The organism is Deltaproteobacteria bacterium (assembly GCA_016208165.1).
Lineage (GTDB): Bacteria > Desulfobacterota > Desulfarculia > JACQYL01 > JACQYL01 > JACQYL01.
Genome location: JACQYL010000051.1, coordinates 17,548 through 36,228, shown reverse-complemented (window position 1 = coordinate 36,228; position 18,681 = coordinate 17,548). Strand labels below are relative to the sequence as shown.

At 55.5% G+C, this 18,681-nt stretch carries 13 protein-coding genes; 8 read left to right on the top strand and 5 right to left on the bottom strand.

Annotated features, from left to right (window positions below; all coding sequences use genetic code 11):
- Together corA and HY788_10785 are read right to left on the bottom strand one after the other, a co-directional pair.
- On the bottom strand, positions 1-1,065 hold the full coding sequence (gene corA / locus HY788_10790) for a magnesium/cobalt transporter CorA (protein MBI4774647.1): 1,065 nt from the start codon (positions 1,063-1,065) through the stop codon (positions 1-3).
- Between the two features lie 94 nt (positions 1,066-1,159).
- On the bottom strand, positions 1,160-1,648 hold the full coding sequence (locus HY788_10785) for a zinc ribbon domain-containing protein (protein MBI4774646.1): 489 nt from the start codon (positions 1,646-1,648) through the stop codon (positions 1,160-1,162).
- A gap of 101 nt (positions 1,649-1,749) precedes the next feature.
- Between HY788_10785 and HY788_10780 the strand changes: the two genes are divergently transcribed.
- Positions 1,750-2,055: a hypothetical protein gene (locus HY788_10780; GenBank protein MBI4774645.1), complete on the top strand. Its 306-nt coding sequence runs from the start codon at positions 1,750-1,752 to the stop codon at positions 2,053-2,055.
- 29 nt (positions 2,056-2,084) lie between these two features.
- On the opposite strand, the gene HY788_10775 is transcribed toward HY788_10780, so the two are convergent.
- Positions 2,085-2,612 carry a cob(I)yrinic acid a,c-diamide adenosyltransferase gene (locus tag HY788_10775; protein ID MBI4774644.1) on the bottom strand — a complete coding sequence of 176 codons (528 nt, stop codon included), beginning with the start codon at positions 2,610-2,612 and terminating at the stop codon, positions 2,085-2,087.
- Positions 2,613-2,787: 175 nt separating this feature from the next.
- Between HY788_10775 and HY788_10770 the strand changes: the two genes are divergently transcribed.
- The 6 genes from HY788_10770 (at position 2,788) to ligA (ending at position 12,341) form a co-directional block, all read left to right on the top strand.
- Positions 2,788-3,573, top strand: coding sequence for an SAM-dependent chlorinase/fluorinase (locus tag HY788_10770; protein ID MBI4774643.1), 786 nt, complete (start codon positions 2,788-2,790; stop codon positions 3,571-3,573).
- A gap of 215 nt (positions 3,574-3,788) precedes the next feature.
- Entirely contained in the window at positions 3,789-4,424 is a 636-nt protein-coding gene (locus tag HY788_10765; protein MBI4774642.1) for a TetR/AcrR family transcriptional regulator, read from the top strand.
- A gap of 99 nt (positions 4,425-4,523) precedes the next feature.
- Complete coding sequence (locus HY788_10760; protein ID MBI4774641.1) at positions 4,524-7,805, top strand: cobalamin B12-binding domain-containing protein; 3,282 nt, start codon at positions 4,524-4,526, stop codon at positions 7,803-7,805.
- Positions 7,806-8,006: a hypothetical protein gene (locus HY788_10755; GenBank protein ID MBI4774640.1), complete on the top strand. Its 201-nt coding sequence runs from the start codon at positions 7,806-7,808 to the stop codon at positions 8,004-8,006. It begins immediately after the preceding gene.
- 194 nt (positions 8,007-8,200) lie between these two features.
- Positions 8,201-10,162, top strand: coding sequence for a DUF4445 domain-containing protein (locus HY788_10750; protein MBI4774639.1), 1,962 nt, complete (start codon positions 8,201-8,203; stop codon positions 10,160-10,162).
- 172 nt (positions 10,163-10,334) lie between these two features.
- A complete protein-coding gene (gene ligA, locus HY788_10745; protein ID MBI4774638.1) occupies positions 10,335-12,341 on the top strand; it encodes an NAD-dependent DNA ligase LigA in 2,007 nt (668 codons plus the stop codon).
- A gap of 263 nt (positions 12,342-12,604) precedes the next feature.
- Here the strand turns inward: ligA and aspS are convergent, their stop codons facing one another.
- A complete protein-coding gene (gene aspS / locus HY788_10740) occupies positions 12,605-14,377 on the bottom strand; it encodes an aspartate--tRNA ligase (GenBank protein ID MBI4774637.1) in 1,773 nt (590 codons plus the stop codon).
- A 530-nt stretch (positions 14,378-14,907) separates the two neighbouring features.
- Here aspS and thiS point away from each other — a divergent pair.
- Positions 14,908-15,108, top strand: coding sequence for a sulfur carrier protein ThiS (thiS, locus tag HY788_10735; protein MBI4774636.1), 201 nt, complete (start codon positions 14,908-14,910; stop codon positions 15,106-15,108).
- 213 nt (positions 15,109-15,321) lie between these two features.
- On the opposite strand, the gene HY788_10730 is transcribed toward thiS, so the two are convergent.
- The gene (locus HY788_10730) at positions 15,322-18,270 is read right to left on the bottom strand and encodes a S8 family serine peptidase (GenBank protein MBI4774635.1); all 2,949 of its coding nucleotides are present in this window, start codon (positions 18,268-18,270) and stop codon (positions 15,322-15,324) included.
- Positions 18,271-18,681 lie beyond the last annotated feature (411 nt).

The following is an 18,681-nucleotide window of genomic DNA, read 5'->3' as shown; positions in this document are numbered from 1 at the left end:
CTATAACCATCTTTTCCTTTTGAAATAGATCAGCATACAGACGCCTGTAACCAGTATGACTCCCCAAAGAGCGGGGTAGCTCCACCGCCATTCAAGTTCAGGCATGTATTTGAAATTCATTCCATAAATGCCCGCGACGAAGGTAAACGGAATGAAGATGCTGGCAAAAATGGTCAGCACCTTCATTACCTCGTTCATCCGGTTGCTCACGGCGGAAAGGTAAATGTCCTGCATGCCGGCAATCATGTCCCGGAAGGTCTCGATGATATCGACGAGCTGCACGGCATGGTCGGTCAAATCCCTTAAATAGAGCCTTGTGGAATCCCGGATCACCGGAGTGTCGGATCGTTCCAGACTGGCCGCAAGTTCACGCATGGGCCATACCGATTTTCTCAAGAAGAGAACGGTTCTTCTCAATCGATGGATCTCTTGCATCGTCTCCACCGACGGATCGAGCATGAGCTCTTCTTCCACGGCTTCGATCCAGCCGCCCAAGGACTCCAGCGCGATGAAATAGTGATCGACCAGGGCGTCGATCAGCGAGTAAGCCAAATAGTCCGCCTGCGTGGTTCGGAGGCGTCCGCCGGACTTCATCAGGCGTTTTCTGATCGGCTCAAACGCGTCCGGGTCACCCTCCTGAAACGAAATGACCGTGTCGCTGTTGAAAACCACACTCACCTGTTCCGCTGAGGCCCCACGGGTCTCTTCGTCAATATAGTACACCTTCAAAACAACGAAGATACTCCCGTCATATTCTTCGATTTTGGCTCTCTGGCCCGTATTCAGCACATCTTCCACCAAAAGCGGATGGAGCCCGAAGTTATGACCGATCTTGCCTATGGCCTCCGTATCGTGAAGACCCACAATATCGATCCAGGTAGTGATCCCGCGTTCTTCCGGAGGGAAGCACTCATCAGCTCGTTCCACCACATTTTCTCGAAGCTCGGTTTCATTGTACTCTGTTACCGTAATCCGTACTTTATCCATTTTGAGGGTGCCGACGTGGACCAGAGAACCGGGCGGAAGCCCCGCCTTCTTAGCCTGTCTTTTCAGATGCAGTTCCATCTGGATGCTATCCTTCCCTTTTGATTTGGGCTTATCGCTGAAACGTCCGCCGCTTTAGCCACCGCCCCTCGGCGGCGCCGGGTGAACCGAGTGTTCAAAGGAAATAGAGCTTCTCGTCCACGGAGGGTGGCCGGCGTTTGGGCTTTCTTCCGGCTCCACCACTCTCTCCGCCCGCAAAAGGATCCTGGTCAAGCAGGTCTCCCATCTCTTCTTCAATGGCCTCAGGATCTTCACCCTTCTCGAGGCGGTGCAACGCTTCCTCGAACTGGGGGCCCAAGTTCATCCCCGTGACTTCAGAGAATTTGCGCATCAATTTGGCCGCCTGTCTGGGATCGTTCTCGTCTATAGACTCCGCGTCCCGAGAAAGCTCTCCCATGGCTCTCTCTAACCGGCTCTCGTCCAGGTCAGGCAAATCGCTCTCGTCGCGTTCGCCACGGCGTATGGTCGAAAATCGGCTCATCATTCTTTCGAGCTCAACCACGTTACACTTAGGGCAACGGGGCCTCGTGTCCGTATTCACGGAACCGGAGAAAAAGCTGAAGATCCGGTTGCAGTCTTTGCAATAGAACTCATAAATAGGCATAATGTGCTCCCTAAAAGATCCGAAAATCGGGATTTCGGTATCAGACGAACTCAAGCAGAGTCGACATTTCCGCATTTTTCAGGCATTTCGGAGAGGAATACATGTGCATCAAATGCACGGCTCCCAACGACCGTTACTACGTATTGGACATCGCAACCGGACTCCTGGTATGCGAAGAATGCGGGTTTGCCGTGAGGAACCTGACCGCCGAAGCCAAAGACGACGGAGACTATATCTGGGTTCTCAATCCTCGATGGCCCCGATTTCAATCCTTCCCGCACTTGCTGAGCATGACCCTCGAAGGCGGCATATCCATTCCTGAATGCATCCAGTACGGTTTTATCCCCTCACGCTTGTTGACCGCCGCATTGGATTTCCTGTACGAATCCGGCTCGAGATCGAGTTGAGAACGACTGCTTTAAGCCGACGGCGCCGGTCAGAACTCGATGCCCTGTCGGGCTCTGATTCCCCGCCTATAATAGTGCTTGATTTCCCGTAGTTCGACGATTTGATGGGCCTGATCGGCGATTTTCGGATGCAAATTTCGTCCCGTCAGAATCAGATTCGTCGCCGGAGGCTTTCTTTGAATAAATCTGAGAACTTCTTCAGGGGGTATGAGACCGAACCATACGGCCATATTGATCTCATCCAGAATGATTAAGTGGTATACTCCGCGAAGCATGACTTCACTGACCAGATTGAGCGCTCTTAACGCCATGATCGAATCCAGTGGGTCCTGACCTTTTTGCTGGAGGATGAACCCCGTTCGCCCCACGGGAAGAAACACCAGATTCAGGGGGAATCGGTGCATGAGCAGCTGTTCGCCCTTTCCGAGGGAGGGCTTCATGAACTGCATAATAAATACGCGCCGCTCGTCGACGAGAGCCGAAAGGGCCTCCCCTAAGGCCGTAGTGGTTTTTCCCTTTCCGCTTCCAGTATAGACTCGAATGAATCCTTCAGACATCGTTCGCTTCTTCCTGCTCCAAGTGCGTGAACATGGGCGCGGAGGCTCTTCGGCTCAGAGGTTTCCATCATCGGATTCCCGGTGTCGCCCTGTTGTTATTATATACCTCAAATGGATCGCAAACGGATGAAAAAAGTATCGCCATGATCCGGTGATATAGATTGTGGAGGACCCCGTGAACAACCCGATAGTCACCCTGACCACGGATTTTGGCACATCCGACGGATATGTCGGGGCCATGAAGGGCGTCATTCTATCTATCCATGCGCGCGTAAATGTGGTCGATATCACGCATGAAATACCTCCTCAGGACATCATGTGCGGCGCAATGGCGATCGAGACCGCCTCCGCTTTCTTCCCGGAACACGCCGTACACGTTGCCGTGGTCGACCCCGGAGTAGGGTCCGAACGCAAGCCTATCGGCATTCGAACGGAATCCGGGATTTTTGTCGGGCCGGACAACGGCCTGTTCACTCTAGCGGTTCGAGCGTGTGACAGTGTCGAGATCTTTCAACTTCGTGAGAAACGTTTTTTCCTGAACGAGGTGAGTTCGACCTTTCACGGACGGGACGTGTTTGCCCCCGTGGGGGCCCATCTGGCTATGGGCGCACCTCTCGAGGAAATGGGGAGTCCTCTGAAGTCCATGGTGTATCTGGATATACCGGAGCCTGCCGTGCGAGAGGGGTGTATTCGAGGATCGATCATCCACATAGACCGTTTCGGAAATCTGATCACGAATATTTCGGGTATGCATCTGGAGAAGGCCCACTTGCGTGAGCCGTTTCAAGTTCATTGGGGAGAGCATACGCTCGAAGGCTTAAAGACGTCTTATTCGAGTGCGCCGCCGGGATCTCTGGCAGCTTTGTTCGGAAGCAGCGGACGCCTCGAGATATCGAGGAATTCAGGTCGAGCGGACGTGATGGGAGACCCGAGTCTGGAGGTGCGGATATCCAGGTGCTGACAGCAACGGATGCGATGTCGCCGGATTGCCGCCAAGCGATGGTTGGACCCGTCCGTTCCCGATCGCCAAACGAGGGCATCGGTTGCACACCCCGCCCGGTGAAGAGCTTTTTACATCATTGCGCGCTTCCTTCGGCAAGAAAGCATTGACTCCGGAATCCTCAGCAGGTAAACTGGTTTTGATCTGAGCGAGCGTTCAGTCAGAATCGAGGACCCATGCAAGACCAGCCGGCGCACAAGAGAGACATCCCCACCCTCGTCAAGGACCCCAGCCTTGTGGAAAAACGTCGTCGCCAAATCGTCGACGCGGCCGTCCGACTTTTCGTTGATAAAGGATTCCACAAAACCACTACAAGAGAAATCGCCCGCGTTTCCGGTCTGAGCATCGGAAGCCTGTACGAATACATTCAATCCAAAGAAGACGTGCTGTACCTCGTCTGTGAAACGATCCACGCCGCCATCCGCGAGCGGCTCGAGAAGAACATTCACACTCAAAGCAACGGCAGAACCCAACTCGAACAGGCCATCAACGAGTACTTCCAGGTTTGCGACGAGATGGCCGATATGATCCTCCTCATCTACCAGGAAACCAATTCGTTGCCTCCCGATTCGCTGCGATACGTGCTGCAAGACGAGGAGCGCATTACCCACATTTTCCGAGACATCCTGGAGCAGGGCGTTGAAACCGGCGCCATTAAGATCAGGGACGGAAAGACGCTAACCATCATAGCGCATACCATAGCCGTCTTAGGGCACATGTGGACCTTCCGGAGATGGTCCTTACATCGGAATTTTACACTGGGAGAATATACCAAGACCCAGACTGAGATGATACTGAATTTCATTGACTGAACGACACCCCTATGGACATTGCCGTGCCCCTTTGTTCGTGGTCCGTCGTCTACCCGTCATGATCCGGTATCGACTCATTGGAAAGCGGAGGAACACCCAATGCCTCAAAATCCACAGACGTACACGCTCAGGAACCCCGTCCGCATAGTAACCGCCGCATCCCTGTTCGACGGCCACGACGCCTCGATCAACATCATGCGCCGGATTATGCAGGCCAGCGGCGGCGAAGTCATCCACCTGGGACACAACCGTTCGGTTGACGACATTGTCACTGCGGCCATCGACGAAGATGCCGGGGCCGTAGCCGCGAGCTGCTATCAGGGCGGCCACATCGAATTTTTCAAGTACATGAGGGACCTTTTGAACGAACGTGGCGCTAAGCACATCCAGATCTTCGGCGGCGGCGGAGGCGTCATCGTACCCGAAGAGATCAAGGAACTGGAGGCGTATGGCGTCAGTAAAATATACTCTCCGGACCACGGCCGGAAAATGGGTCTCCAGGGAATGATCAACCACCTTCTCAAGTCGATTGACAAGCCCGTGAAAGAGGACATTCCGGGCCTGAGTGTCGACAGCCTCTCCCCTGACAGAAAACTCCACGTGGCTCGTACGATTACCTTGATGGAGCAGACTCTGATGGGCGAAGACGGCCACCTGACGGCGCTCCGAAACCGGTTACGCGAGAAAGCCGAACAGGCTGCGGTTCCCGTACTGGGAATCACCGGCACCGGGGGCTCGGGAAAGTCATCATTGACGGACGAGCTGGTCCTTCGCTTTTTATATGATTTCCCGGATAAGACCGTGGGCATTCTCGCCGTGGATCCGACTCGGAGGAAAAGCGGGGGAGCTCTGCTGGGGGACCGCATCCGCATGAACGCCATCAACAACCCGCGCGTGTACCTTCGATCTCTGGCTACTCGGCAGTCCCAAAACGAGCTTTCCGAGGTATTGCGTGAAGGAATTTGGGTTCTGAAGGCCGCGGGATACGACCTGGTCATCGTGGAAACGGCGGGGATCGGTCAAGGTGACGCCGCCGTTGCCGAATTGGTGGATATTGCCCTGTATGTGATGACATCCGAGTTCGGAGCCGCCTCGCAGCTTGAAAAGATCGACATGCTCGATTTTGCGGATCTGGTGGCCATCAACAAATTCGAACGCAAGGGTTCGGAGGATGCCCTACGTGACGTACGCAAACAATACCAACGGAATCATGAACTCTGGGATCAGTCCCCGGACACCATGCCGGTATACGGGACCATTGCCGCCAAATTCAACGACGACGGCGTCACGGCCCTATACCACGGCATTCTGGATACGGCGAGACGCAAACTCGGAGTTGAATGGAAGACCCGGATGCCCCGATCCGGTTACAAAGTCTCCTCCAGCAAGTCCATCATCATCCCCGCGGAACGAACGCGGTACTTATCCGAGATCGGCGAAAACGTCCGGGCGTATCACCGTGAAACAGAAGAACAGTCCGATCTGGCCCGCAAGGCATGGGCTCTCAAGGAAGCGCTGAAACAGGTGGAACAGGCTCTGGCCGAAACCGGCCAGAGCGCCCTGGATCTGTTGAAGAAAGAGATCGCAAAAGCGGAACAAGGCCTTTCTCCGGAATCCGTGAAGCTTTTAGAGGATTGGCCTCGTCTGGTTGAGAGGTATTCCGCGGAGGAGTTCGCTTATTTGGTTCGGGGCAAAGAAGTCAAGGTCCCGTTGAATACCGTCAGCCTCGCCGGAAAGAAGATCCCAAAGGTCTCTCTGCCCAAGTTCAGCGATCCGGGAGAAATCATCCGCTGGCTTCGGGAAGAGAACGTACCCGGGAAATTTCCTTTCACGGCCGGCGTGTTCCCCTTCAAGAGAGTAGACGAGGACCCCACCCGAATGTTCGCCGGTGAAGGCGATCCCGTTCGTACGAATCGCAGGTTCAAATATCTTTCGAGGAACAGCGAGGCCAAGCGACTCAGCACGGCCTTCGATTCCGTCACGTTATACGGACAGGACCCGGATACCCGACCGGATATCTATGGAAAAGTGGGCAATTCCGGTGTCAGCGTCTGCACGCTTGACGATGTCAGAGTCCTGTACGGCGGTTTCGATCTTTGCGCTCCCAACACCAGCGTCTCCATGACCATTAACGGGCCCGCTCCCATCATGTTGGCCATGTTTTTCAACGCGGCCTTAGACCAGCAGGTGGCCGCATTCCAGAGCGAACAAGGACGGACTCCCACACCCGAAGAACTCGAAAAAATGAAGGCATCGGTACTTCAAAACATCCGGGGTACGGTCCAGGCCGATGTTCTCAAGGAAGATCAGGGCCAAAACACCTGCATCTTTTCCATCGAGTTCGCACTGCGCATGATGGGCGATATTCAGCAGTACTTCATCGATCACAACGTGCGAAACTACTATTCGGTTTCCATTTCCGGATACCATATCGCCGAGGCGGGGGCCAATCCCATCACCCAACTGGCGTTCACAATGGCCAACGGATTCACCTACGTTGAGTACTACTTGAGCCGCGGCATGCACATCGACTCCTTTGCCCCGAATCTGTCCTTCTTCTTCTCCAACGGAATGGACGCCGAATACACCGTTATCGGGCGCGTTGCCCGGCGAATATGGGCTATTGCCATGAAGAAGAAGTACGGAGGGGCGGAACGTTCCCAGATGCTGAAGTATCATATCCAAACGTCCGGCCGTTCGTTGCATTCCCTGGAGGTGAATTTCAACGATATTCGGACCACTCTTCAGGCATTGTGCGCCATTTACGACAACTGCAATTCGTTGCATACGAACGCCTACGATGAAGCGATTACGACCCCCTCGGAGGAGTCCGTCCGAAGGGCGCTCGCCATTCAATTGATCATCAATCGGGAGTGGGGGCTGGCCAAAAACGAAAACCCCTATCAGGGCAGTTTCATCGTGGAAGAATTGACGAAGCTGGTGGAAGAGGCCGTGCTTGAGGAATTCGACCGGCTCACCGAGCGCGGCGGTGTCCTTGGAGCCATGGAGACCGGTTACCAGCGCAGCAAGATCCAGGAAGAATCCCTGGTGTACGAGGCGCGAAAGCATACGGGAGAACTGCCGATCATCGGCGTGAATACATTCCTGAGTCCACACGCTACCGAGGGTGAAGAGGAATTCTGTCTCGTGGAACTGACCCGCGCTACGGAAGAGGAAAAACAAAATCAACTCAAGCGATTACATGAATTTCACTCAATGCACGCGGAGGAAACCCCTCCGGCCCTCGAACGGCTCAAGGAGACGGCCCTCACCGGAGGCAACATCTTCGAAGAATTGATGAAGACCACGCGCATCTGTTCCTTGGGTCAGATCACCAAAGCATTGTATGAGGTCGGGGGGCAGTATCGGAGGGCCATGTAGATGGCGGGTTGCAGAAATCACCCGGACAGGGATGCTTTCGTGTCGTGCCAGAAACATCAGACCGGGCTGTGCCGGGAGTGCCTGCATTCGGACCCGTCTTGCATGGACCCCGAATTGTATTGCAAATTCCGGACCCAATGCGTAATCAATGAACTCATGAAAGAACGGTTGCGGGAAAGAAGACGCGCCGTCGAAGCCTAGTCTCCTTTCCGAGTCTGAACCTGCCGCCGGGGGCGTCTCATCCCAACGGAAGGGTGAACCCATATGCATCATTCCAGCCGAGGGGGGATGGAATCCATTTTGTTCACGACTTCGATGGAATGCCGTCAGCTCAGGCGCCCTGAAACCATTTAAAACCGGGCAAGACCCCGTGTCCTTATGAAAAGAGAATCTGCATGACGGTCTCTGTACGCTTTTTACCCGTCGATATCTCAGTCGATGTCCGGAAAGGCCAGACCATTCTCGATGCCGCTATTCAGGCCGGAATCCACCTGAACGCCTCTTGCGGCGGGGCGGGAGTTTGCGGAAAGTGCCGGATTATTTTGGACGAAGGAGAGGTGGAGTCTCCCAAGACTCAATTCATCTCGGATTCAGAGTACGCGGCCGGAGTACGTCAGGCTTGTATCTCGACAGTACAGAGCAACGTCACGGTTCACCTGCCGCCGGAAGCCGCACTGGATAGCAAGACACTGAATCTGTTGGCGACCTCGAAGAATGCCTACCGGACCATTCAGGATTTCGGCCTGGCAAAACTGATCGAGGAAAACCGACTTAATCCGCCCACTCAAAAACTGCGGGTTAAAGTAACGCCGCCGTCGATCCAGGATCAGTCCAGCGACGTCTCACGACTGCTTCGAGCCCTTGCCGAACAGCACAACGTACACAATGTGCTGGTGGACATCGAGGTGATCCGTAAGCTGCCTCAAACCTTGCGAAAAAACGATTTTGAAGTAACGGCCGTAGTGGCTTTCGCGCCTCGTCTCGAACATCAGCGGGTTCATCTGGTGAGTGTGGAATCCGGCGACCGCTCCGACCACAACTACCACGTGGCTGTTGACGTGGGCACCACCACGGTTTGGGGGGCGCTCATGAACGTGACGACCGGCGAAGTTATGGCCGAGCACGGAGAGTACAATTCTCAGATCGGATACGGCGAGGATGTGATTTCCAGAATCAACTACGCCTCCCGTCCGGGCGGGCTCCAGAAGATGCAGGAACTCGTGGTATCCAACATCAACTCCATCATCGAAGTGCTTCTGCGCAAGAGTAAAGTATCCATTCATGACATTACCCGGATCAATCTGGCGGGGAACACCACGATGACCCAACTGCTGCTCGGCGTGGACCCGCAGTACATACGGCTCCGGCCGTACGTTCCCACGGCTAACTATTTCCCACCGGTCCGGGCGGCCAACCTCGGCATCGGTGTCCCGCGTGACGTGCTGGCCGTGGTTTTTCCCGCCATCGCCTCTTATGTGGGCGGGGACATTGTGTCCGGGGTCGTAGGATCGGGAGTCCACAGATCGGAAAAGCTCACGTTGTTCATCGACCTGGGCACCAACGGAGAGATTGTGGTGGGTAACAAGGACTGGATGGTCTGCGCCGCATGTTCGGCGGGTCCGGCTTTCGAGGGCGGAGGAATCAAGCACGGCATGCGCGCGAGTCTGGGCGCCATCGAGGAAATCCTGATCCACCCGCAGACCTATGAACCCATGCTGGTAACCGTTGGCAAGAGCAAGCCCCGAGGTATTTGCGGCTCCGGTCTCATCAACACGGTGGCCGCCATGTTGAGGACGGGCATTATCAATGAAAAAGGCAAGTTCGACCCCGACCTGCCCACGGATCGAATCAGAAAGAACGACGTGTGTTTCGAATTCGTTCTCGCGTCGGGGCAAAACACACAAACGGGTGAGGATATCGTACTTACTGAAATCGATATCGATAACCTCATTCGAGCCAAAGGCGCCATGTTTGCGGGCTATCTGACGCTTCTCGAGGGGGTGGGTCTGACCATGGAAGACTTGGAACAGGTCGTCATTGCAGGGGGGTTCGGATACCACATCAACCTCGAAAACGCGATTACCATAGGTCTGTTGCCCGAACTCGACCTGGACCGTTTTGTGTTCGTCGGCAATGGCGCCCTGTTGGGCGCCAAGATGGCCTCCCTCAGCAACGAAGTTCGTATTGACGTGAAAGAGACGGTATCACGGATCACCAATTTCGAGCTGAGCGAAACACCCCGGTATATGGACCACTACGTAGCAAGCATGTTTCTGCCCCATACCGAGCAAAAGTACTTTCCCAAGGTCTACAAGATGCTTGGGGAACGGCCTCAAACAGCACATGTGCAGCCCTGAGGAATCGGGCCTTTGCAATGGCGCCGGGGGACTCAAACTCCATCCCCTCTTTTCGAGTTTTATTATTGATTCCAGAAGGAACGGGGCACACCGACCGATGAAGCAATTCCACAACTTCTCTTGACGATCCGTCATCGATAGGCATTTCAAGCTCAACATCCCGAGGATCCACATGAACGAGTCGATCTCGACCGAAAGGGCGAAGGAAAAAGTCGAACAGCTGAGAAGTACGATCCGACGGCATGACTATCTATATTACGTTTTTAACCGTCCGGAGATCTCGGATCAGCAGTACGATCTTCTGATGAAGGAACTTGAAGATCTCGAGGATCGTTTTCACCTCGTAACACCGGATTCTCCCACTCAACGGGTGGGAGAACGTCCCAAGGACGAGTTCCGAAAACTGACCCACCTGGCGCCCATGCTCAGCTTGGATACGGCGCTCCGGGAAGCGGACCTGATTCGATTCGTCGAACGGGTCGAAAAGGCTGTTGGGCGGGACTCGAGCTATGTGGTGGAGCCCAAATTCGACGGACTTTCCGTGGAAATCGTTTTCGAAAACGGCCGCTTTGTCAGGGGCGGGACCCGGGGCGACGGGTTGGTGGGAGAAGACGTAACAGAGAACCTTAGAACGATTCGCAGCATACCGCTCCGACTCTTATCAGAAGCTACGATCCCCCCTTTGGTCTCCGTGCGCGGCGAAGTCATCATGCCCCTCGAGGGTTTCAATCGTCTGAACAAGTCTCTTCTGGAACAGGGCAAAGAACCGTTCGCCAACCCCCGGAATGCCGCAGCCGGATCATTGCGCCAATTGGACTCCCGGCTCACCGCCTCCAGACCGCTGGATATATTCTGCTACGACATTCTTCGGGCGGAAGGACGGCAACCGGCGACACATACGGAAGAGTTCGAATGGCTTATGGCCTGGGGACTGCGGACCGACCCCCATCGCAGACTTTGCCGTTCTCTGGAGGACGTGCTGGAATACTACCGGGAAATGGTGGAAGTCCGCGACTCTTTGCCCTATGAGGTCGACGGGATCGTTGTCAAAGTGGACCTCAAGGAACACCAGCGGGCTCTCGGTTCCCGCACCAGAAGCCCGCGATGGGCCGTGGCCTACAAATTCGAGCCTCGAAAAGAAGAAACGTTCATCGAGGATATCGCCGTCAGCGTCGGCCGAACGGGCGTACTTACCCCGGTGGCGTTGCTCAAACCGGTGGACGTCGGCGGGGTCACCATCAGCCGGGCCACGCTTCATAACCTCGCCGAAGTCCATAGAAAGGACGTTCGGAAACACGATTGCGTTCGCGTTGCCCGGGCGGGCGATGTGATTCCCGAGGTCATCGAGCGGATACCGGCGCCGGGTGAGCGGCGTTCAGACCCGTTTCGCATGCCTGAGAGTTGCCCGGTATGCGGCGGTGCGGTCGTGATTCGGGGGGCCTATCACGTATGCGCCAACGAGCTTTCCTGTCCCGCACAATTGAAGGGCGCCATACGGCATTTTGCCTCCCGCGACGCCATGGACATCGAAGGCCTGGGCGAAAGAACAGTGGAAGCCATGGTTGATTTGGGCATGATCAAGGACGTTTCCGACCTGTATCGCCTTACCGGGGACCAACTACTTACCCTCGATGGATTTGCGGAGAAGTCCAGCAGGAACCTCCTCGAAGCCGTCGAGCGGTCCAAGAGCACCACACTGGACAGGTTCCTGTACGCCCTGGGCATACCCGGTGTGGGCGTCCACGTAGCCGGCGTATTGTCCCGTGAGTTTCACACCTTGGACAACATCGCCGAATTGACCCGGGAAGAACTCCTTTCCATTCGAGAAATAGGACCTGAAATATCGGAATCGGTGACCGCTTTCTTTTCAAACGCGAGAAACAGGCTCGTGATCGACCGGCTCCTCGATGCCGGGATACGATTTGAAACTAAAGAAGCGGCAGTTCGGGAGGACCTCGAGGGGAAAACGTTCGTATTCACGGGAGGCCTTACTCGCATGACCCGATCTCAGGCCAAGGCCGGAGTAGAATCTCTGGGAGGCCGCGTATCCTCTTCCGTAAGCGCCAAAACCGATTACGTGGTGGCCGGAGAAAATCCCGGATCCAAATTTGACAAGGCGAGAGAGTTGGGCGTCAGGATCATTACGGAAGAGGACTTTCTCGCCATGGTGGAACAATGAAAGGAAGATCCTTGATGTCGATTCCAAAGCAGCCCGGTGGATCGCTCGGGACGCGCTTCGTGAATTGACGGACATAAAACTACGGTTGAGATCGGGTGGTGAAGTTCGGCCGTGAGTTCTCCCTCCGTGGAACTTGCGAACGGCTCTCTCCTCATCTTCCGAGCCGGCCGGCGGACGCGGCGCCTTCCCTCGAATACGCCCCATGATCGCCGGCTAAGACGTCGGCCTTCTTCAACACAACCTTTTGAACACGGCCCTTCCGGTCATTTCTTCTTCTGGCTCACTTCAAGCCGCAGCCCCAGTTCAGTCAGCTGCATGACTTCAACCTCGGCGGGGGCTGAAGTCACCAGGCATGCGCCTCTCTGCGTCTTGGGAAACGCAATCACTTCTCGAATCGTCTTCCCACCCAGCATGAGCATCACCAGCCGATCGAGACCCAGTGCGATGCCCCCATGGGGTGGTGCGCCGTATCGGAATGCTTCCAACAGAAAACTGAACTTTTTGTGGGCCTCTTCTCTCGATATGGAAAGGGCTTCGAACATGCGCTCCTGCAGCTCGCAATCATGAATTCGGATACTCCCTCCGCCGATCTCGATTCCATTGAGGACCACGTCGTACGCCCGCGATCTCACACGTTCCGGGTTTTCCTCCAGTAGGTCCAGGTCCTCCAGGATCGGGGCCGTGAACGGATGATGGACCGCCACGTATCGCTGATCGTTCGCGTCGTATTTGAGCAGGGGGAACTCAGTGATCCATAAGAAGTTCAGACGGTCGGAATCGATCAAGCCCATACGCTCACCCACTGCCAATCGAACCTGACTCAGCGAATCGTTGACGACTTTTGCATGATCCGCCCCGAACAGAACGAGATCCCCATCCTCCATCTCCACCGCCTCTCTGAGGCCCGATTTTTCTTCTTTGCTGAAAAATTTTACGATGGGGGAGAGCCATTCCGATCCTTCCACCTTGATCCACGCCATGCCTTTGGCCCCGAACCGTCCCGCCAGTTGGGTCAGTTCATCCAGTTCCTTCCGGGAAAGCTCGTGACCTTGCTTAACGTTTATGGCCTTTACAATCCCCCCTTCAGCAATGGCCTTTCGGAAGACATTGACTCCGGTCTCCCGGAACAGATGCGACACGTCCGTCAATTCAAGTCCGAAACGCGTGTCCGGACAATCGGTGCCGTACTTCAACATGGCTTCATCATAAGAAATCCGAGGAAACGGTGTCTTGATTTCCCGGCCCAGCGTCTCCCGGAACAGTCGAACCAGAAGCGTCTCGATCACGTCCATAATATCCGATTCGTCGATGAAAGATAGCTCAAGGTCCAACTGGGTAAACTCCGGCTGGCGGTCCGCACGGAGGTCTTCATCCCGGAAACATCGGACGATCTGGTAATAGCGGTCCAGTCCGGCTGCCATCAGAAGCTGTTTGAACAATTGGGGCGACTGAGGCAGGGCGTAGAACGTTCCGGGATTCAAACGGCTCGGAACGAGAAAGTCACGGGCGCCTTCGGGAGTGCTTCGTGTCAGAATCGGAGTCTCCACCTCCACAAACCCACGTTCATTGAGAAATCCGCGAATGGTTTCATTTACTTTGTGCCGGAACAGCAGATTGCGCATCATGGCAGGACGACGTATGTCCAGATAGCGATATTTCAGCCTTACCGCGTCGCTGACATCGTCTTCGTCGAGGCTGAAGGGAGGCGTATCGGAACGATTCAGAATCTCCAACCAAGTGGCCAAAACTTCCACTGTGCCCGTGGGCAGTGCAGGGTTGACCGTATCCTCGGATCGAATCCGAACCGCACCACGAACCGCGATCACATATTCCGACCGCAACGATTCCCCTGCGCGATGAACATCATCGGAAACCTCCGGATTACAGACGATCTGCACCACTCCGCTGCGATCCCTCAAGTCAAGAAAGATAACGCCGCCATGGTCTCTTATGGTTTGAGTCCAACCGCAGAGACATACCTCATGCCCCACCAGCGGCTCCCCGATTTCCCCGCAATAGTGCGTTCTTTTTGCCATCAGACGCGTTCCATTCCCTTCAGAAGAAACTCGATCCCCGCATTCCGCCGGGCTCTAAAGAATTGGTTACTATAAAAAACCTTACGGTGTTTTGTAAAGCAAAACATTGCTTCAAAGGCCATCCGCATGGGCCTTGCACTTCCCTCGCCCATGCCTCCGATGTTTGCCAAGTCCGTTCTGTCCTGCAACTGCGTTCGAGCCTCGCCGGGCGAGAATAGGGTGGACAGGGCGACCAATCCAGCCGCTTTTCGCGATAGGTTTATCTTGACAGAGTAGCTACAATTTAGCTATCAATAAGCATTCCGTGGAAACGGATCTCAACATCGAACATGTGATTTCCGGAGCCTCTCCACCCCCCGAGGACGCGCTGACTTACCAACGGATCGGCCCCGGTTCGCTCCGGTTGGTTTTGGATGATACGCCATCACGGTATCAACAGAGGGAGTTCCTTCAGGGGCAAGGCGCCACGTCCGCAGCCCGTACCGTGAGCGGACGGTCACGTATCCGACTGGAAGAAAGATGAACAACGGATGCAGATTTTGCTGAATGGATGGCCGGAAGATACCCAACCCGATCAGTCGCTGGCCGATTTGATCGACCGATTGGGTGAATTTGACCCGGCTCTTATCGTGGAACTGAACGGACGCTTCGTATACCCGGACAAATACGGCTCTACCAAAGTTCAGGAAGGCGACAAGGTAGAGTTGATCCATGCGGCGTTCGGAGGATAGAAGACACCCCGGTCCTCGATATCGCGGGATCCAAACAATCCGTGACGATCCCCCAGACTGCGCTTTAGAATCCCTGACGCTCCCCAGGCACGTGAACCTGCTCCGGATCCGTCAAGACAGACGGCTTCCTCAGCTCCTGTCCTTGACCTCGAATCCTACCGTCCCCCTTCCTCCATCCGGGCCGGCAGCGGCGTGCGGCCGGGTGGATGCCGCTCATGGCGCGGTCGGGCTGTAGAGCAGAAAATAGTTCCACGGCATCGGGTTCGCTCCAATGGAAACTTTCACCCGTACGGAAGCTTCGTCCGATTGGCCACAGGAGGATGCCTGCAGCGTATAGTCGGTGGTGGTCGTGGGAAAGACGTCCAGCGTGCCGGAAGTGGGATTCACCTGGATTCCACCAGGATTGATCCACGCCGTGTCCGCTCCCGCGATGGACCAGCTCAACACGCTCTTTCCTCCGAGCTTCCAAATCACTTTAGGACTTGCATTGAAAGAGAGGACATTCGGGGTTGTGCATAGTTTCGTCAGCGAAAGTGTAAAATCCGCCGCCACAAAAGACCACCACGTCGTGGCTTCTATCGTATAGGAGCCGGGATTCAGCCATGTAATGATGCGTGAATTCAGGCCGTCTCCGCCATCGTCGTCGTACGTAATGACGCTGCCGTCCATGCCTGCGCCTTGGAGCAGAAACATGACGGTGTCCGCCGTGGACATCAGGTCTATTTGAACTTGCGTGGCCACAGACAGGGAAAAAGCGTAGTATTGGCCGTAGCTGGAAATCCGATTTCGGGAATAGCACGTGTCGGCCCATGATCCATTCACTGTCTGATCCAGCGAAATGGTACCGACTCCGGTTACCTGAACGGCCGGTCCGTCTCTCCATTCGCCGGGACCGCAACTATCCTGGGCCCGTACCCGATAGTAGTAGACGCCCACCCCCAGGCCGTTTTCGTCGTAAGTGGTCGCTGCTCCACTGTAAACCTGCGTGGCCACGGAGAACGACTCTTCTTCAGCCCGCTCCAGTACGTATCCGGTCGCTTCCGCCGCCGATGACCACGTCACCGTGAATGCGCCTTCACAGCTTTCGGAAGGATATAGGATGCTCTCGGGCATGGCCGAGGGGATGCCTACTTCCACGGGTCCCGCCGTCGTCCAATCACTGTCGCCGCAGGAGCTGCCCGCCTTCACGCGGTAATAGTAGGCGCCGTCGTCCAGTCCGCTTTCGTTATGCGAAGTCGACGCACCGCTGTAGACCTCGCTCGCATCAGAGAAAGAGGCATCGGTAGCCCGTTCTACGGTGTAGCTTTCTGCTCCTGCTACCGATGACCAGGTCACAAGAAACGATCCGTCGCAATCGCCGGAGGGAACGGTCAGGGTCGAAGGCGCTTGCGGAGAGCTCACCGTTAAGGATCCGCCCGCAGTCCAGGCGCTGTTGACTCCGTCCACAACGGCCCTTACGCGATACCAGTAAGTACCTTCCGATAATCCGGACTCGTCGTAGGAAGTGGAAGCCCCGCTGTACACTTCCTGAGCGTCGGAAAACGACTCGTTCTGAGCCCGTTCGAGGGTGTAGTTCGTGGCGCCGGTCGCGGCGTCCCAACTCACTGTAAACTCCCCGTCGCAATCCACGGCCGGGTAATCGATGGATGCGGGAGCCGTGCCGATAATCGAGTTGACGGCGTTGCCCAGGTTAATCCTCGGCCTGACGACTGAAGGTATTTTGGCGTCCGTTATCAGATCCCCGGTATCGTATAAGGTGGATCTGACCTCGGAGGCGCTCAGAAAAGAGCCCAGGAGTACTTTGGAGGCACTCTGAAGACACGCGGCGGCGCCGGCCGCATAAGGAGACGCCGCCGAGGTTCCTCCAAAGGCCCAATAGTAATCGCCCGTTGAATATCCGCCTGCCGCCAGAATATCCGTGGTATATGCTGCGTTGGAGGGCGCAAACACGCCCAGAAAAGATGCGCTGTTGGAATAGGAGGTAACCATGTCGCCTGTGGTGTCGTCTATGACGTACCATCCTGAAGAGCAACCGCTGGTAGGTAGCTTGTTTGCACACGAGTCGATCGATACGCACGGAGTATATAGTCCGAAATCGGCGTCGTACACGGCGCCCACCGATATGACGTGTGAAATGCACGCGGGCCACCCCATGGCCCCGCAATAACCGTCGTTGCCGGATGAAACAAAGATTGTAATGCCGGCGGCCGTCGCGTTGGCCGCGGCGGTTGTCATTCCCGGAGAATCACCGTCGCAGTATCCGCTATACTTGGAGCCGCCGAAACTGGTGCTGATGATCATGATGGGATTATTGGGATCATCGTTTTGATGGGTAATGCACCATTCCCATCCCTCGATCATATCGGAGGTAAAAGCAGTGCCACTGGTCCCAAATGCGATTTTTACCGCATACAACTTGGCGTTATGCGCCACTCCGCCTATATAATCTCCGGACGTTCCCAAATCCCCGGCGGCGATTCCCGCGCAGGCCGTGCCGTGTCCCTGGGCGTCCATGGGGTTGCTGTCATCATCGCCGCAATCATACCCTCCAATGACCTTGCTGTTCGGGAAACCACCTCCGCCCAAGCGGGGATGCCGGTAGTCGATTCCCGTGTCGCAGATGGCTATGGCTACACCGGACCCATTGTAGGTGCTTCGGGCAGTGATAGCGTTCATCAGGGGAATGCCCTGACCGAGATGGGCATGGAGGATTGCATCCTCTTCAATGGAAACCACCTCTGGCGCGGCTTCCAGTTGGCGGAGCCCGTCAAGGCTCAGTTCCGCAGAGAATCCGAAAAGGTACGTAAAGCGATTGGTCAAATGTACTTCTTTGGTGTTCAGCCCCGGCAGGAATCGATTCTGGACATCACGAACCGCCCCCGAAAGCTTCGTTCGCTCTTCCTCGCGACGGAGGTCTTGACTGCGCCGAAAACCGGCAGGCTCCCGCAGGGTTACGATAACACGGGCTTTTGTCTTTCCCGCGAGAAAGGGAGCCGTAATCGCCTCGGGCGCGATCAGCTTTTCACTTTGCAACAGGACCTCTATCGCACTGCGCACCGTCGAATCCTGACAAAAAGCGTCCGTGGCAGGAATCAATACGCAACCGCATGCGACAAAGCATGCGGCCAACACAATCCCGGCAAACACTCTTCTATGGAACATGATTTTCTCCGCTTCGAACTCTCAGAAAGCGACCTGCATCTGCTACAGCTTCAAAATCGACCGGGTTTGTTTGAAATTTTTCCAATCTCGGTCTGTTTATCACCCAACCCGGCGTCATGGTTTTCTGACGCCGTCTGAACATGTGTAATCAAAGGTTCAGGTTTAAGCGCCCTCATCGAGCGGTTCCTCAAGCCTCGCTCACCGAGGAGGGAACCAATGCACGGCCGTGAACGCCGGGAAAGACGGAGGCCGTTTCACAGGATACAGAGATTGACTTATATTGAATTGCAGACGCACACACGGCATTGGTATCGTCCATTTTACCCATTTCTTTAGGGTCGAAGCGACCCTCCCCCATAGCCGGGCGCCGTCATGTGTGTCCATGATTCAATCCATGTGGGACTGCCGGAG

Excerpts from the sequence above, each read along its gene's own strand:
- corA (MBI4774647.1), bottom strand. The coding sequence starts at position 1,065 with ATGGAACTGCATCTGAAAAGACAGGCTAAGAAGGCGGGGCTTCCGCCC.
- HY788_10785 (MBI4774646.1), bottom strand. The coding sequence starts at position 1,648 with ATGCCTATTTATGAGTTCTATTGCAAAGACTGCAACCGGATCTTCAGC.
- HY788_10780 (MBI4774645.1), top strand. The coding sequence starts at position 1,750 with ATGTGCATCAAATGCACGGCTCCCAACGACCGTTACTACGTATTGGAC.
- HY788_10775 (MBI4774644.1), bottom strand. The coding sequence starts at position 2,612 with ATGTCTGAAGGATTCATTCGAGTCTATACTGGAAGCGGAAAGGGAAAA.
- HY788_10765 (MBI4774642.1), top strand. The coding sequence starts at position 3,789 with ATGCAAGACCAGCCGGCGCACAAGAGAGACATCCCCACCCTCGTCAAG.
- HY788_10760 (MBI4774641.1), top strand. The coding sequence starts at position 4,524 with ATGCCTCAAAATCCACAGACGTACACGCTCAGGAACCCCGTCCGCATA.
- HY788_10755 (MBI4774640.1), top strand. The coding sequence starts at position 7,806 with ATGGCGGGTTGCAGAAATCACCCGGACAGGGATGCTTTCGTGTCGTGC.
- HY788_10750 (MBI4774639.1), top strand. The coding sequence starts at position 8,201 with ATGACGGTCTCTGTACGCTTTTTACCCGTCGATATCTCAGTCGATGTC.
- ligA (MBI4774638.1), top strand. The coding sequence starts at position 10,335 with ATGAACGAGTCGATCTCGACCGAAAGGGCGAAGGAAAAAGTCGAACAG.
- aspS (MBI4774637.1), bottom strand. The coding sequence starts at position 14,377 with ATGGCAAAAAGAACGCACTATTGCGGGGAAATCGGGGAGCCGCTGGTG.
- thiS (MBI4774636.1), top strand. The coding sequence starts at position 14,908 with ATGCAGATTTTGCTGAATGGATGGCCGGAAGATACCCAACCCGATCAG.
- HY788_10730 (MBI4774635.1), bottom strand. The coding sequence starts at position 18,270 with ATGTTCCATAGAAGAGTGTTTGCCGGGATTGTGTTGGCCGCATGCTTT.